This is a genomic window from Paramylibacter ulvae (assembly GCF_014652655.1).
GTDB lineage: Bacteria > Pseudomonadota > Alphaproteobacteria > Rhodobacterales > Rhodobacteraceae > Amylibacter > Amylibacter ulvae.
In genome coordinates this window covers 17,437-32,280 of record NZ_BMZF01000011.1, presented here as the reverse complement: position 1 = coordinate 32,280, position 14,844 = coordinate 17,437, and the positions used below count along the sequence as shown (strand labels likewise).

At 49.1% G+C, this 14,844-nt stretch carries 16 protein-coding genes; 2 read left to right on the top strand and 14 right to left on the bottom strand.

Features of this window, described 5'->3' with window-relative positions:
• Window positions 1-43: 43 nt before the first annotated feature.
• The 3 genes from IE094_RS14335 to IE094_RS14325 all read right to left on the bottom strand — a co-directional run bounded on the left by IE094_RS14335 (window position 44) and on the right by IE094_RS14325 (window position 3,492).
• Entirely contained in the window at window positions 44-757 is a 714-nt protein-coding gene (locus tag IE094_RS14335; protein ID WP_189641405.1) for a helix-turn-helix transcriptional regulator, read from the bottom strand.
• A gap of 351 nt (window positions 758-1,108) precedes the next feature.
• Window positions 1,109-2,023, bottom strand: a complete 915-nt coding sequence (locus IE094_RS14330) for a manganese-dependent inorganic pyrophosphatase (protein ID WP_189641404.1) — start codon at window positions 2,021-2,023, stop codon at window positions 1,109-1,111.
• Window positions 2,024-2,112: 89 nt separating this feature from the next.
• The gene (locus tag IE094_RS14325) at window positions 2,113-3,492 is read right to left on the bottom strand and encodes a 1-acyl-sn-glycerol-3-phosphate acyltransferase (protein ID WP_189641403.1); all 1,380 of its coding nucleotides are present in this window, start codon (window positions 3,490-3,492) and stop codon (window positions 2,113-2,115) included.
• Window positions 3,493-3,595: 103 nt separating this feature from the next.
• Between IE094_RS14325 and IE094_RS14320 the strand changes: the two genes are divergently transcribed.
• Both IE094_RS14320 and IE094_RS14315 read left to right on the top strand, forming a co-directional pair.
• A complete protein-coding gene (locus IE094_RS14320) occupies window positions 3,596-4,579 on the top strand; it encodes an aldo/keto reductase (protein WP_189641402.1) in 984 nt (327 codons plus the stop codon).
• Between the two features lie 44 nt (window positions 4,580-4,623).
• Window positions 4,624-5,454, top strand: coding sequence for a sulfotransferase (locus IE094_RS14315; protein ID WP_189641401.1), 831 nt, complete (start codon window positions 4,624-4,626; stop codon window positions 5,452-5,454).
• On the opposite strand, the gene IE094_RS14310 is transcribed toward IE094_RS14315, so the two are convergent.
• The 11 genes from IE094_RS14310 to IE094_RS14260 all read right to left on the bottom strand — a co-directional run bounded on the left by IE094_RS14310 (window position 5,451) and on the right by IE094_RS14260 (window position 14,826).
• A complete protein-coding gene (locus tag IE094_RS14310; protein ID WP_189641400.1) occupies window positions 5,451-6,209 on the bottom strand; it encodes a hypothetical protein in 759 nt (252 codons plus the stop codon). The genes IE094_RS14315 and IE094_RS14310 overlap by 4 nt on opposite strands.
• A 44-nt stretch (window positions 6,210-6,253) precedes the next feature.
• A complete protein-coding gene (locus IE094_RS14305) occupies window positions 6,254-6,982 on the bottom strand; it encodes a hypothetical protein (protein WP_189641399.1) in 729 nt (242 codons plus the stop codon).
• A 63-nt stretch (window positions 6,983-7,045) separates the two neighbouring features.
• Window positions 7,046-8,449 carry a cell envelope integrity protein CreD gene (creD, locus tag IE094_RS14300; protein ID WP_189641398.1) on the bottom strand — a complete coding sequence of 468 codons (1,404 nt, stop codon included), beginning with the start codon at window positions 8,447-8,449 and terminating at the stop codon, window positions 7,046-7,048.
• A 145-nt stretch (window positions 8,450-8,594) separates the two neighbouring features.
• Entirely contained in the window at window positions 8,595-9,374 is a 780-nt protein-coding gene (locus IE094_RS14295) for a succinate dehydrogenase iron-sulfur subunit (protein WP_189641397.1), read from the bottom strand.
• 31 nt (window positions 9,375-9,405) lie between these two features.
• Window positions 9,406-9,885 (bottom strand): hypothetical protein, encoded by a 480-nt coding sequence (locus IE094_RS14290; protein ID WP_189641396.1) that lies wholly within the window; start codon window positions 9,883-9,885, stop codon window positions 9,406-9,408.
• Entirely contained in the window at window positions 9,882-10,181 is a 300-nt protein-coding gene (locus IE094_RS14285) for a hypothetical protein (RefSeq protein WP_189641395.1), read from the bottom strand. Before IE094_RS14285 ends, IE094_RS14290 begins: the two co-directional genes overlap by 4 nt.
• A gap of 8 nt (window positions 10,182-10,189) precedes the next feature.
• The gene (locus tag IE094_RS14280; RefSeq protein WP_189641394.1) at window positions 10,190-10,555 is read right to left on the bottom strand and encodes a hypothetical protein; all 366 of its coding nucleotides are present in this window, start codon (window positions 10,553-10,555) and stop codon (window positions 10,190-10,192) included.
• Between the two features lie 50 nt (window positions 10,556-10,605).
• Window positions 10,606-12,426, bottom strand: coding sequence for a succinate dehydrogenase flavoprotein subunit (gene sdhA, locus IE094_RS14275; RefSeq protein ID WP_189641393.1), 1,821 nt, complete (start codon window positions 12,424-12,426; stop codon window positions 10,606-10,608).
• Between the two features lie 16 nt (window positions 12,427-12,442).
• Entirely contained in the window at window positions 12,443-12,823 is a 381-nt protein-coding gene (gene sdhD, locus IE094_RS14270) for a succinate dehydrogenase, hydrophobic membrane anchor protein (RefSeq protein WP_189641392.1), read from the bottom strand.
• Window positions 12,820-13,215 (bottom strand): succinate dehydrogenase, cytochrome b556 subunit, encoded by a 396-nt coding sequence (gene sdhC / locus IE094_RS14265; protein WP_189641391.1) that lies wholly within the window; start codon window positions 13,213-13,215, stop codon window positions 12,820-12,822. The genes sdhD and sdhC overlap by 4 nt, the downstream gene beginning before the upstream one ends.
• Window positions 13,216-13,440: 225 nt before the next feature.
• The gene (locus IE094_RS14260; RefSeq protein ID WP_189641390.1) at window positions 13,441-14,826 is read right to left on the bottom strand and encodes an aspartate aminotransferase family protein; all 1,386 of its coding nucleotides are present in this window, start codon (window positions 14,824-14,826) and stop codon (window positions 13,441-13,443) included.
• Window positions 14,827-14,844 lie beyond the last annotated feature (18 nt).

Genomic DNA, 14,844 nt, shown 5'->3' with positions numbered 1-14,844 from the left:
GTGGTTTGGATTTTTGATGAAATTTTTATTTAAATTTAACGTGTTACAGCGAAATTAAGCCACGTGCCATGGCGCTTGAAACCGCGTGGGTGGTGTTATTTGCGCTGAGTTTTATACGCGAAGATTCAATATATCCGCGCAACGTGTGTTCCGAAATTTGCAGGTTTTGCGCAATCGTTGCGCGGTTTAACCCAAGTGCAAGAAGTGTGAGCGTTTCCATCTCTCGTGGGGACAAGGCAACAGGATCGCCCAGATCACGCGATATGACCAGACGCCGCGCGGCTTTGTGAAAAAAATAACCGATCAACATCAGATCGGCGCGATGATCTTCGATGAATTTTTGCCAGGTTTCATCATCGGCGTTATGGCTAACAGAAAAGAGCGCCAATTCGCCATTCGGGCCACGGATGGGAAACGATAGCCCTTGGTTTCCCACACCCATCGTAATCGCATCTTGGAGCAATTTACGCCCTTTGCGTGTATCCCAATCCAGTGATTTCCAATTGTATGGGTGAAACCGTTTGAATGCGTTGATGACAACGGGATCAATCAAATACAGTTGTTCGCCGCCATAATATTCGTGCCATTCAGCCGAATAAGTGGCCAAGGCGAATGTTTCGCCATGCCACTGAATGGAATGATAGATTGCGTGGTTTACGCCAAAAATACGCCGAATGTCTTTGACACAGTCAAAGAGCGTTTCAATTGTTTCAGCACGTTCGACGCGATGGATGAACGCCAACAAGTCTTGATCCATTCCGTTTTTGTACCCTTGTAGCACCACCAAAGGTGGCCAAATCTGATTCCGCGACGTTTAGCGTGCTGTCAAGATGTTCGGCAAGGCGTTCCAATTCGTGTGTATTCGCAAACGATTTGAGATCCTCTAGTACATCCAGCATCCAGTCGTGGTTCATTTTTTGCAGCCTCTGTTACAAAGGTTAACGGAACGTTAACGCGGTCTTCTTATCTATTCAGTATTACGCATCGAAAGGCGAAAAAAAAATACCCCAAAAAAGCGGGGTATGCACATTTAACACGTTGATTTTAAAAGATTCAAAACCTTGGCGGATCGCAAATGACCCGCCAAGGTATTCAACCCAGAGCTTTATTACATTTTCAAGTTAGGAATGATTTGCTTTTTGCGTGAAACAACCCCAGACAGCACAACAGTGTCACCGGATACATCAACGCCAAATGATGCTGTGGCCAAGTTTTTCACCAAATCATTTGGAACCAACAGTGTTGCCTCTTGCTTGAGGATATCAACGACAAACAACAAAACCTGATCAACGCCATCCTCTGATGCCACAGGAACCATTGTTTCAATCAGGCTGTCCTTGCGGGACAAAACGGTTGCCGGGCTGGTTGTTTCCAACACAGAAACACGAAACGATTTATCGGCGACATCGTATTGTTTGCTGTCAAGGCGGAGCAATTCAGCGTCTGAAAAATGCGATACATCTGATTTCGCTGCGAACATTTCACCCGCATATGTTGTGATATCCAAGTCCAAATCGGACGCCAGCGATTTTGCCAATGCCACGTCAACATCTGTTGTTGTTGGGCTGCGAAATTCCAGCGTGTCAGACAGGATACAAGACAGGATCAAACCTTTGATACCTGTTGGTGCGGATGCCAAATCATCACCCATCATGCCAGCCATGATTGTGGCCGTGGATGCAACGGGTTTGACGGTGATATTGATCGGCTGGTTGGTTTTCAAACCACCCACTAACAAATGGTGGTCGATGATTTCAATGATGCTGGCATCGTTCACACCTTCGGGCAATTCGGCAGGGTTGTTTGTATCAACGATGATCACATCATCACCCGCACCAACATTTTCCAAAATCGCAGGGCGTTCATATCCCCATTTGTTCAAAACAAATGCAGCCTCTGTGTTGGGTTCGCCCAATACATATGGCGTGGCGGCGTTGCCTTTTTCGGTTTGGTACCATGCCCAGATAATGGCAGAACCAGTTGCGTCTGTGTCGGGTGCCTTGTGGCCAAATACTTTGATCATTTTACGTCTCGTGTGGGTTGATTTTGGCGCCTTATACCGAGCGTTGAAACCAGAGTCACGCGATCCCTTTTGGCAATTTGTCGCGATGTTTAACCCACATCCGCCAGCGAGTTGGCGTAATATTGCATGATTTCCGCCTGATCGGGGATCAGGGCGAATTTATCACCACTTTGCGCGAGGATATGACGACGTTTGAGCATTTGAATACCAAATGTGATGCCCTGTTCCATTTCGGCGTCTGTCAGACCAATCAACGCGCCCTGATCACGCAACAGACCCAATTCAATTTGTGATTCTGTGATGATTTCTGCAAGTGTGAGCCCCGTTGACGCATTGCGTAAAAATACGCGCGCGACCAGTGCCATGGGCACAACGGGCACGATATCCCCGACCTTTGCCAATAATTCTTTGCCCAAGCGCCCAATGGTTCGATCGGTCACGCGCCCCTTGGATTTGCCCAGAAATTCCACCAGTGATACCGGTTTACCAAACGAGACACCCGCATGGCCAAAGCGTTTGAATTTCGTCACAAAACGAAGCCAGAAATACCATTTTATCGCATGAAAAATCGCGGCCAGTTTGCCAAAGAGCGAAACGCGTTTGCCCTGCCCTGCGTCCAGCATCACGCGATCCTCGATCACGCGATCATAATTCACGCCAACTGGTACGAATAAAATATCGCGGTGGTTTGCGGGATCGAAATCGGACACGATGTAATTGAGCAACCCCAGTTTTGCAGGTTGCAGCCCGCCTGTACGGGTTAACCCACCCTCTGGGAAAATCGCTTGTGCCACACCGCCCTCTGTTGCCATTTGCACATAACGCGCAAGCACACGGCGATAGAGATCGCCGCGCGATTTACGGCGGATAAAATACGCACCTGTTGATCGGATGATTTGTTTCAACGGCCACACGCGCGCCCATTCACCCACTGCATAAGACAGTGCCGAGCGTGACGCGGACAGATAGGTCACAAGGATGTAATCCATGTTGGAACGATGGTTCATTACGAATACAACGCGTGCCTCTGCATCAATATCCTTGAGCGCTGTTTCGTCTTGATAGCTGACGTGAACATTATAAAGCAGCGTTGATAACCAGCGCGTGGCACGAAAGGCAAAGCCAAAATAACCGATGGCGGAAAAGGATGGCACGATTTCACGCGCATATTTACGCGCACGGCGTTCCATCACGGCCAGTGGGGTTTGTTCGGTGCGCGATTCCTCTAATATGGCATCAACCACCAGCGGATCATTCACCAAGCGATCCACCATGACATGGCGATCAGTCAATTTGAATTTCGGGATTTTCAATTGCAGGCGTTCGTTCAACAATTCGACCGTGCGGTTCAATCGGCGATGAAAATACCATTGTACCGTGGGCATCAAAATACGATCCAACACCGCAATTAATGCCAATATTCCAGCAAGCCATACGGCCCAGACGGGTATTTCAATCGTTTCAAACATTGTCGCATACCATGGGCTGTTCGGCGCGCTATCGTCAAGCGAAATTGCATATGGACAGGCCAGTTCAAAACGCTAGGTTTTAGTCAAACGAAAGGGTCGTATCATGAAATATCGTACATTAGGAAAAGACGGACCAAAGGTCAGTGCAATCGGGCTTGGCTGTATGTCATTTGCGGGGTTCTTTGGAGAAACGGACACGGCGACCAGCCATCGCTGTTTGGATGCGGCCATCGATCACGGGATCAATTTTTTGGACACAGCGGAACTATATGGCATGGGCGTTTCCGAAAACGCGATTGGCAGTTACCTTAAGGGCAAAGAAAATCCGTTTAAAATTGCGACCAAGGGCGGAATTATTGTAAAACCCGAACGTCGTTTTGATAATTCACGCACCTATTTGGAAAATGCGCTTGATGGGTCGATGAAACGTTTGGGCGTTGATTACATTGATTTGTATTACATCCATCGGCGCGAACAGGATCGCCCGATCGAAGAGGTGGTTGAAACGCTTAAGGGGTTCATTGATGCGGGAAAAATCGGGGGCTATGGCCTGTCGGAAGTGTCGCCAACCACGCTGCGCCGTGCACATGCGGTGCATCCCTGTCGCGCCGTGCAAAACGAATATTCGTTATGGACCCGTCTGCCCGATTTGGGATTGATCCGCACTTGTGCAGAGCTTGGCGTGGCCTTTGTGCCGTTTTCACCTGTGGCACGCGGTATGCTGACAGATGCACAACCCGATCCGGCCATGATGCGCGACAATGATTTTCGCCGCACCAACCCGCGATTTGTTGAACCCAATTATTCGGATAACTGCGCAATGATCGCGAAATTTAGCGCATGGGCCAGCGATCGTGGATTAACCACATCTGCCGCTGCACTTGCGTGGATTTTACATCGCGGTGATCATTTGATCCCGATCCCTGGCACGCGATATCCTGAAAACATGGCCAATTGGGCAAATGCCGCCGATATCACATTCAGCGATGATGATATGGCCGAGATTGAAACCATCCTGCCCGCAGGCTGGGCCTATGGTGATCGATATAACGATACGCAATCCGTGGGGCCAGAACGATTTTGCTAACAGATGGTTCTTCCGATTTGACGAAAAAATACCCGGAACCGTCGATGGTTTATTGCATTGGCGCGGCCAAGGCAGGGACAACGTGGTTGCACCAAACATTAAACAAGCACCCCGAAACGCATTTTCAGCACACCAAAGAAATCCACTATTTCGACAGCCGTGATTGGCCAAAGGCAAAACGATTGCAACGCGCAAAATATACGCCAAAGCATCGTGCAAAAATGGTGATGAGCCCGTTGAAATATTTACACCATCGTGCCTATGCTCGTGCTTTGTTTGCGGCGCGGGCTGATCACCGTGCCTATAAAAAATTTATTCTGCGCGGCGCTGGGTCGGCCAAGGTTGTTGGTGATTTCACCCCCGCATATGCAGCACTTGGCACGAATGATTTTGCCACGATGGCGGGTATTTTCCCGCGCACTCATTTTTTATATCTGCTCCGTGATCCTGTGGATCGGGCGTGGTCAAATATGCGCATGTTGTACTATCGTCACAATGCGACCAAACAGATTGATATGGCCAAGATGGACAATATGTTATCGCGCTTGATGGCGGGCGAAATGCAATATCTTGATCGCCGCGGAAATTACGCGCAAACAATTGATTCCGTGGCCCAAGCAGGATTGACTGATTCACTAAAGATCGCATTTTATGAAAACCTGTTTGAACAAACCACCATGGATGAAATTCACGATTTCATCGGTGTCACCGCGCGTAACGTTGACACACAAAAACGTATCTTTGCCGGAGTTGACAGCCCATTACCCGATCACATTCGCGCAGCCTTGATGGAACGATACGCCAGCCAATATCGCGCGATTGCCGATTTAGTCGGCGCCCTGCCCCAGCGTTGGCAAAACCATTCGAAAGGTTAAGGAATATACCCCAATATTTCCTCTTGCTTTGTATCCAGTCCTGACCAGATGAAATCGCGATCTGTTTGGGTAAGATCGTCGTAAACATGGCGCACGAATTTGCCATCAGATTTACGCCCGCGTTGTTGATCGACGGATACAAATTTTGCACGCGCCGTTAGGGCATAGGTTTGTCCAATCATATTGATGAATTCAGCGGGTGCATTTGCCACGTCTTCGTAGCGAGCAAAGATCACGTTTGAAAATCGGTTTTTCAGCGATAAAAATCCCGCAGATTTCGCATTGCGTAGTTGTAGGATATTGTCAAACCTCGCCCCCGTTAATGGGTGGCGATCCCATTGCAATTCAGCGTATGCGCGCGGATCAGCGCCCGATGTAATGCCAAAGTTTTTTTCATCAACAATCGATTGCCAAGGCGCGGCCAGAAAATCGGAAAATGTTAACTCGCGCAGATGTTTTGCGCCATGCCAAGGTTGACGATGCATGCTTTGCACCCAGCGCTCAGGATCGCGAAACATCACCACCGCAAGTGTGGTATCGGGTGCGGCAATCATTTGGGGAAATCCGTGTTTCCAACCGTAGCGAAACCCATGTTTGGCCATGCGATCATTCGCGCTCGCACTTAATTGTGGAAAATTGTTCCGCAGCAATGCATCAGCAAAATTTGTGCCCGAATTGCGTTCACCAAAAACGAAAAATTCACCGATATTTGGCGTTTTACTTGAATGGATATCTATGGGGAAAAAACGAGGCATAGATGAACGCTAGCCTTGGAAAATTGATTGAACAAGCGTTGAAATTACTTGGTTTCAGTATCTGTCTCGAAAATTACAAAATTCGTAAGCTTTTCAGCATCAACAAACAGTTTGCCACAGTTCGCTGCGCCCTTCATGCAATAATCATACGCCCCCATATCCAAATTCAGCGCCATTTGGGGATCAAATAGCGCCGCCATATCGCGCGCGGTTTCAAACAGGGTTTTGGGACGATCCGTTTCGTAAACCCCAAATCCCGCGTCGGTTTGCACCAACAGGCGGCGTTTGAATTTGGGTTGATTGGGTTGATCGCGCACATCAATACGCCCATTGTTAATCAACAGATGCGATTGAATCAGATCAATTGATTTACGTTTCGCCAAGGCGATAAACGCATCACGGCTCGTGCTGTTTTTGAGGTTAAATTTGCGCCCTGATAATCGCACGGATGTGCTATTGAAAATGTGTGGTTTGCCACGGTTGATTAATAATATCCCATCCCATGATTTATAGCGGCGCGATATGATATTGCCATTGCGAATTGCCAGACCTTCGATACCAAAACGATCGGCGCTGGAATATGTGCCGGTTACTGCCAATTTTGGCGTTGGGCGGCGATCCCAGATATTGCCATCATCAGGAACCACATGGATTGAAACATGACCAGATGGCGCGCAGTCCCACGCAATAAAATTATCGCTGGGCGCAACGCAATTTTGCGCCACAGCGGTCGTGGCGCAAAACATCAATGCAAGTGTTGTCAGGATTTTCATGTGTTATCCAAATTTGCCTGTCATTTAATTGCGCCCCCATGTTTGGAGGCACAATGACACCGTTTAAGTTTGTTGTTGTTGCGGTTTTTGAAACGGCATTTTTATCTTGCTTGGTGTCATATCTGCAATGCGACCATACCAATCTTCGTTGCGCGTTGCCAACATTGTTCCCGCGATTGCAAGGAAACATAGGCTGGAACCCGCCAAAAGCGCATAATCAACAGAGGTGAGGATCAAGAAGAGCACCGCATATAGTGCCGCAAGCGCAGCCCCGACTATCAAGGATGAGTTGCCCAGTTTCAGCCCCACAAAGGCATAAAGTGTCAGAAGCGCAATCGTCGCCACACTGGCCAGGATATAGGCTGCGTTAAATCCGATTTGTTCGGCAAACGACACCATCAACAATACAAACACCGCCTGTACCAACCCGATCATCACATATTGAATGGGGTGTACGGGGCGACCATCTGATTTTTCCAGCAAAAGGATGGTCAGAAACGTGAGTGCGATAAACATCAAGCCGTATTGGCCCGCACGATATGCCTTTTGGTAAAAATCATTGGGTTGGTAAAATTTCAAACCAAGTGTCGCGGATTGTTGCAGTTTTTTTTCTGGGTTTTCACGTGAAATTTGCGCAACAGATCGGGCAAAATGGGGGATTTCCCATGTGGCGTTGAATCCAGCATCCGAAATATCGCGTTGGTCTGGTAAAAACGCACCAGCAAAGCTGGGGTGTGGCCAGTCAGACATCATCGACACGGTATTTTCGCGCCCCGCCGCCGTGGTATACAAATGCTGTGCCCCCAAAAAGCCAAGTGTCATTTCATATTGTTGCACTTTGCGCGGATCACCGATTTCGGCATAAAGACCCGCCGTGGCATTGCGTGGTTCTAGTTTTGCATCAACACCATCAAGCGAGAGTTTTGCCGCACCACGCAGTGCCTTGTTCTGGCTGACGCCAAGGATAAAGCTGGTTTTATCCCATTGAATGGTTTCGTTGGATTTCACATGGCGCGACAGATCGGACACATCATATGTGATTTTTTGTTCCGAATTGGCGCGGTAAACAGGCACATTAAAAATGCCGCGCTGGCGAATTTCGGTTGTGGTGCTGATTGCCTGATTGAAAATTTCGGGCAGAACATAAAGAGGGTTGGAATGCTGAATGACCTCCACGTCGTATTCTTCGTAAATCACCTCGCCTTTTTCGGTGGTTTTGACGATCCCCGTGATCGGGTCTTTGATCGATTTCTTGCGTTTCACCTTAACGCGTGCCGTAACCGGAATTTGCAACATCGGCCCGTTTAACGTTTGCGCCCCGCCCCATTCGGTGCTGAGCGATTGAATGGTTTGGCGGTTGTAATTGGCGCGATCATTCACGATTTCGCTGACAAAAATTAGCGGGATCGCCATCAGAAGCGCCATAAACCCGACGACAAAAAATCGGAAACCTTTGGATTTAAACATATCATTCCCCTTTTGGTGTTTTGATAAAACTGACCTAGCGGGGTGATGCGCAGGTTATGACAGTTGATTTGCGCAGTTTTTGCGGATTTTCACAAAAAAAGGAGGCGAAACGCCTCCTTTTGAATTTTTGAAATATTGGCGCGATTTACATCGTGCGCTCGACCATCTTTTTCTTGATCTCTGCGATTGCTTTGGCTGGGTTCAAACCCTTGGGGCAGGTTTTGGCACAGTTCATAATGGTGTGACAGCGGTACAATTTGAACGGATCTTGCAATTCGTCCAAACGCTCGCCCGTTGCTTCGTCACGTGAATCAATGATCCAGCGATAGGCGTGCAGCAATGCCGCTGGCCCAAGGTAGCGATCACCATTCCACCAATATGACGGGCAAGATGTGGAACAACATGCACACATCACACATTCATACAGACCGTCCAGTTTTTTACGATCATCAATGGATTGGCGCCATTCGGTTGCAGGTTTGTTGGTTTTGGTTTCCAACCACGGCATGATGCTGGCGTGTTGGGCGTAAAAATGCGTAAGGTCTGGGATCAAATCCTTGACCACTGGCATATGGGGCAATGGATAGATTTTGACATCGCCCTTTACCTCGTCCAGCCCGTAAATACAGGCCAATGTGTTGATCCCGTCGATATTCATCGCACATGATCCACAGATGCCTTCGCGGCAAGACCGACGGAACGTAAGCGTTGGGTCAATTTCATTTTTGATCTTGATCAACGCGTCCAAAATCATTGGGCCACATTTGTCCATATCCACGTGATATGTATCAACACGCGGGTTTTCACCCGTATCTGGATCAAATCGGTAAATGCGAAATGCGCGCACATTGGTGGCACCCGTTGGTTTGGGCCATGTTTTACCCGCGGTCATCCGCGAATTTTTTGGCAGGGTCAGTTCAACCATGATTTATCCAATCTTATTCCTGTCTAACCGCTTACAACGGTGTCGATGAGCTTACTTTTTTAACAACTTTGGGCTGATTTTCAGCGTAATACGCTGACATGCAATCCGCGGCGCGTTTGTATTGCGCGGTGCTGATATTACTGGTCTTGACCAAACCCAAAGTGATGCGCTGGTTATAAGGTTTTTGGCGGATCGTGACATTGCCACTGATCCCCGCGTTTTGCACACATTTACCATATGCGGCGCGATAGTTGGTGGCATTTTGTGTATCCACCACGAATGTTCCGCTGGACAAGGTTTGCCCCGCCGACGCCGCCAATGGCGCCGTTGTTTCGGATTTTATCATTTTGAGCACAGGTTTTGCCGTGCGTTGGGGTGCGTGAAAAGTTGTGTAATCCACATTATACGCGCGCCCCCCCATCAAGATGTTTCCCTCGTCGATATGTGGCTGTTCACAGCCCGCAAGTGCCGCGACAAATGCCAATCCAACCGCTGGTTTTACAATATTCATGATGAAGAACCTTTCATATCTGTGGGCCATTCACCCGAATTTCGTTTGACGCAATCGTTATAGGTTTTTTCTGGGTTCATCATGGACGACAGATCAACCCCCACCGAAACACCGCCATGCGGGCGTACTTTGCCACCCGATCCGATGCCAACACCAACGCCCACGCGTGTGGACACTGGTTTTGATACTTTGGCGCGACAGGCCAGCATTGCGTCTTCGACACTCATGGTTGGTTTTGCGGGCGCACAGCCCACGATGCCAATGGATATGATTATCAATGAAACAATGCTGCGCATTTAACCACCTATGCTGTTTGTGCGAATTTAGACATGCACCAAAATGTTGCTGTAAATTCTGCGTCGGAAATATCTTGATTTTGTGACAGATCAACGGTGTTATAGGCGCCATATTCACGCAAAATCAAATCAATGTTGCCCGTTATCCCAGCGTCGCGCGCACATTCGGAATAGGCCGTTTTCCAGACATCTGTTTCGCCCTTGGGGTGCGAAAATCGAGTGATGTTTGGCACATCAGTGTTTGACGGTGAATATTTCGCCATTTTCGTGGTCGGCGCGTCAGATGTAATCATAGTGTTATCAACGCTTGATTGTGTACAGGCCGTGGCGAAAATTGCCACACACACCGATGATAATTTAAAAAACGTATTCATAATTTCCCCTCAAATACAGTACCGCGCCCAATAAACGGGCACGGATTTCTTTAATATACCCGCGCTTTTGGTGCGATCTTTTTAATATCAATACCACCGTCTTCTTGTTTTGTCAGCGGATCAAGATGCACATCACGATAGGATAGTTTCACCTTGTGATCGGTAACACGGGCCAAACTGTGTTTGCGCCAGACTTTATCATCGCGATCTGGGTAATCTTCGTGGGCATGTGCGCCGCGGCTTTCTTTGCGTGCCTCGGCCCCCACAATTGTTGCCATCGCATTTGGCATCAGGTTGGATAATTCCAAGCTTTCCATCAAATCCGAATTCCAGATCAAGCTGCGATCTGTGACCTTGATATCGGTCATTTTCTTGGCAACAGCGGTCATTTTTTCAACGCCTTCGGCCAATGTTTTGTCTGTGCGGAACACAGCGGCATCGGCCTGCATTGTTTTTTGCATTTCCAGACGCAAATCTGCGGTTGAAGTTGCCCCATCCGCGTGACGCATCGCATCAAAACGAGCCATGGATTTTTCAACGGATTTTTCGTTTAGCGGTTCATTTGGTGCCTTTGGATCAACGACTTCTGCCGCCTTGATTGCCGCCGCCCGGCCAAACACAACCAAATCGATTAGGCTGTTTGAACCCAAACGGTTCGCACCATGCACAGATGCACAGCCCGCCTCGCCCACAGCCATAAGGCCTGGTAAGATGCGATCGTGATCTTTGGCGGTTGGGTCCAAAACCTCGCCCCAATAATTGGTTGGAATGCCACCCATGTTGTAATGCACGGTTGGCAATACGGGGATGGGTTCCTTGTTCACATCAACGCCTGCGAAAATCCGTGCGGATTCTGAAATGCCCGGCAAACGTTCTGCCAGTGTTTCAGGGGGCAAGTGGTTAAGGTGCAAATGGATATGATCGCCCTCGGCGCCGATTCCGCGCCCTTCGCGGATTTCCATGGTCATACAGCGCGAAACAACATCGCGTGATGCCAAATCCTTGTAGGTTGGGGCGTAGCGTTCCATGAAACGTTCCCCTTCGGAGTTGGTCAAATAACCACCCTCGCCGCGCGCACCCTCTGTGATCAAACAGCCAGAGCCATAGATCCCTGTTGGGTGGAATTGCACGAATTCCATATCTTGAAGCGCGAGCCCTTGGCGTGCAACCATACCGCCGCCATCACCCGTACAGGTATGGGCAGATGTCGCGCTGAAATACGCACGGCCATAGCCGCCCGTCGCCAGCACAACCATTTTCGCATTAAAGCGGTGAATGGTACCATCATCCAATTTCCACGCAATCACGCCCTGACAACGCCCGTCTTCGGTCATAATCAGGTCGGTGACGAAATATTCGATGTAAAATTCAGCGTTGTTTTTCAACGACTGGCCGTAAAGCGTGTGCAAGATGGCGTGGCCTGTGCGGTCAGCGGCGGCACATGTGCGTTGCACGGGCGGGCCTTCGCCAAATTCGGTGGTGTGACCGCCAAAGGGGCGTTGGTAAATTTTACCCTCTTCAGTACGGGAAAATGGCACGCCGTAATGTTCCAATTCATACACCGCTTTGGGTGCTTCGCGCACCAAATATTCCATGGCGTCCGTATCACCGAGCCAATCGGAACCTTTTACAGTGTCATACAAATGCCACTGCCAGTGGTCATTCATTTCGGTGCCAACATCCATGTTGCCAAGGCTGGCCGCGATGCCGCCCTGTGCGGCAACTGTATGGGAACGTGTTGGGAAAACCTTGGACACACAGGCAGTTTTCAACCCTTGTTCGGCCATGCCCAATGTGGCGCGCAAACCCGCACCACCAGCACCGACAACAACAACATCATATTCGTGATCTGTATATTCGTAAGATGACATAATTCTCTTCCTTGTCTCAGCCGCCAAAGGCGATTTTGGCGACTGCAAAGACGCCCGCGAGGCCAAATGCCCAGCAGAATAATTTTGTACCAATCAGCAATGTTAACAATGCTGCTTTGCCGTGGACGTAATCTTCGATCACAACTTGCAGCCCCTCTTCCAGATGTTTGAAAGTCACAAGAAAGAACAAGATCACGGCAATTGCCTTGATCGGGTTTTGGAATGCCGCAACCACATTTGCGTAGTCTGAGCCAACCAATGGGGCCACGATGCAAATGAATGCCAATGTCAGTGGGATCAGTGCGACCGCTTTTAGGCGCTCGCCAAACCAGTGATGCGCACCTGATTTTGCGCTGCCAAGTCCCGCAACACGTTGGAAATCTGTTTTAAAGCTCATGAGCACACTCCGATCATGATAAATGTCAGAATGGTCATAACGAAGCTGCCGCCAATCATGATATAACCCATCATATCCGCGGTTTTAAGATCAAAGCCATAGCCCATATCCCAGATCAAATGGCGCACACCACCCAAGAAGTGATACCAAAGCGCCCAAATCGATGCGATCCAGATCAGGATTGAAAACCAGCCTGTCATCAGCCCATTGATGCGATCAAAATACGCCGGCCCCGAGGCCGCCGCGATCAGCCACCAGATGATCATCACAAACCCAAGGGTCAGTGCGATACCTGTCAAGCGAACAAAGATAGAGGTCATTGAGGACATTTGAGGACGATAGATCGTCAAATGCGGTGATAATGGGCGGTTGCCACGATTTTGGTCTGCCATGTGTCTCCCCATGGTGGTCGTCGTTTAACTGTTTATTAGACCATATTTTTTGCGAGGCACAGAGCCATAAGTCGATTTTTGCAAATAAATCGCCGCAGTTAGCGATAACGGTCGCTGTTTTATACCAAGTTTAGGCCAAAGATGCCCCTTGCGGGGCATTCCATTTGCACTGTGCGTCCAGCATGGATGCTGGGATTTGGATATTTGGACAAAATGGAAAACGGGCTAGCCGATTTCATGTCCGTCTTTTTGCAACTGAGCGAGCGATTGATCGAGTGTTTTTTCAAAGCGCCCCAGCAAATCATCGATTTCAGTCTTTTGAATGATCAACGGTGGGCAAAATGCCATGGCATCCATCATTGGGCGGCTAAAGAAACCGTTTTCGATAGCGAGCGCATTAGTTTGCAACCCTAATTGCCCAACCTTTTCCAACGCGGTCTTGGATTCCTTGTTTGTGACCAATTCCACGGCCGCAATCAAACCAACGCCGCGCACTTCGCCAACAAGTGGATGATCGGACAGATTGTTCAGGCCAGCGCGCAGGTATTCACCCATATTGGCAGCGTGTTCGACAAGGTTATCTTCACGAATGATACGAATGGTTTCATTGGCAACGGCACAGGCCACTGGATGACCAGATCCCGTGTAGCCATGACCAAGGGTGCCGATTTTATTCGCCTCGTTCATCAAAGGTTCGAACACATGTTCGTTCATCAACAATGCCGATGACGGCATATAAGATGATGATAGCTGTTTTGAGAGCGTCATCATATCGGGGGTGATATCATAAGTGTTACAGCCAAACATTTGCCCTGTGCGGCCAAAGCCACAGATCACCTCGTCCGCGACCAAAAGGATGTCGTATTTTTTCAAGATTTTTTGCACGGCGGCCCAATACCCCTTGGGTGGGGTAACAACACCCCCTGCCCCAAGCACAGGTTCACCAAAGAATGCCGCGATTGTTTCGGGGCCCTCGGCCAAGATCATGTTTTCCAATTCTTCGACCAAACGATTGGTGAATTGCTCCTCCGTTTCGCCATCCAACCCTTCGCGCCAGTAATGTGGGCAAGTGAGGCGCAATGTCGGAACGATTTGGTCGAATGATGCGTGGTTGGCTGGCAGCCCCGTCAATGCGGCGGCGGCAACGGTAACCCCGTGATAGGCGCGATTGCGCACAAGGATTTTCTTTTTCTCGGGCTTGCCCAGCGCGTTTGAACGATACCAGATCAATTTGATCGCGGTATCGATCGCCTCTGATCCTGAATTGGTAAAGAATGCTTTGGACATATTGCCCGGTGCCATATTCACCAATGTATCCGCCAATTCCGCCGCAGGCGTATGCCCGCGATGTGCAAATGAATGATAATATGGCAATTGCTGCATTTGTTTGGTTGCGGCATCCACCAAACGGGATTCAGAAAAACCAAGGGCGGCAGACCAAAGCCCCGCCATCGCCTCGATATATTTATTGCCTTGGTTATCAAACACATGCACACCATCACCGCGCTCAATGACAAGCGGGCCGATTTCCAGATGCGTTGCGGGGTTGGTGTAACCGTGCAGATGAAATGCGGTATCGCGTGCCTCTATCGAGTTTGGTCGGATGGTCATGGTATGCCTCGTCTGATT

Coding starts and splice junctions, on each gene's coding strand:
- IE094_RS14335 (WP_189641405.1), bottom strand. CDS start 757: ATGGATCAAGACTTGTTGGCGTTCATCCATCGCGTCGAACGTGCTGAA.
- IE094_RS14330 (WP_189641404.1), bottom strand. CDS start 2,023: ATGATCAAAGTATTTGGCCACAAGGCACCCGACACAGACGCAACTGGT.
- IE094_RS14325 (WP_189641403.1), bottom strand. CDS start 3,492: ATGTTTGAAACGATTGAAATACCCGTCTGGGCCGTATGGCTTGCTGGA.
- IE094_RS14320 (WP_189641402.1), top strand. CDS start 3,596: ATGAAATATCGTACATTAGGAAAAGACGGACCAAAGGTCAGTGCAATC.
- IE094_RS14315 (WP_189641401.1), top strand. CDS start 4,624: ATGGTTTATTGCATTGGCGCGGCCAAGGCAGGGACAACGTGGTTGCAC.
- IE094_RS14310 (WP_189641400.1), bottom strand. CDS start 6,209: ATGCCTCGTTTTTTCCCCATAGATATCCATTCAAGTAAAACGCCAAAT.
- IE094_RS14305 (WP_189641399.1), bottom strand. CDS start 6,982: ATGAAAATCCTGACAACACTTGCATTGATGTTTTGCGCCACGACCGCT.
- creD (WP_189641398.1), bottom strand. CDS start 8,449: ATGTTTAAATCCAAAGGTTTCCGATTTTTTGTCGTCGGGTTTATGGCG.
- IE094_RS14295 (WP_189641397.1), bottom strand. CDS start 9,374: ATGGTTGAACTGACCCTGCCAAAAAATTCGCGGATGACCGCGGGTAAA.
- IE094_RS14290 (WP_189641396.1), bottom strand. CDS start 9,885: ATGAATATTGTAAAACCAGCGGTTGGATTGGCATTTGTCGCGGCACTT.
- IE094_RS14285 (WP_189641395.1), bottom strand. CDS start 10,181: ATGCGCAGCATTGTTTCATTGATAATCATATCCATTGGCATCGTGGGC.
- IE094_RS14280 (WP_189641394.1), bottom strand. CDS start 10,555: ATGAATACGTTTTTTAAATTATCATCGGTGTGTGTGGCAATTTTCGCC.
- sdhA (WP_189641393.1), bottom strand. CDS start 12,426: ATGTCATCTTACGAATATACAGATCACGAATATGATGTTGTTGTTGTC.
- sdhD (WP_189641392.1), bottom strand. CDS start 12,823: ATGAGCTTTAAAACAGATTTCCAACGTGTTGCGGGACTTGGCAGCGCA.
- sdhC (WP_189641391.1), bottom strand. CDS start 13,215: ATGGCAGACCAAAATCGTGGCAACCGCCCATTATCACCGCATTTGACG.
- IE094_RS14260 (WP_189641390.1), bottom strand. CDS start 14,826: ATGACCATCCGACCAAACTCGATAGAGGCACGCGATACCGCATTTCAT.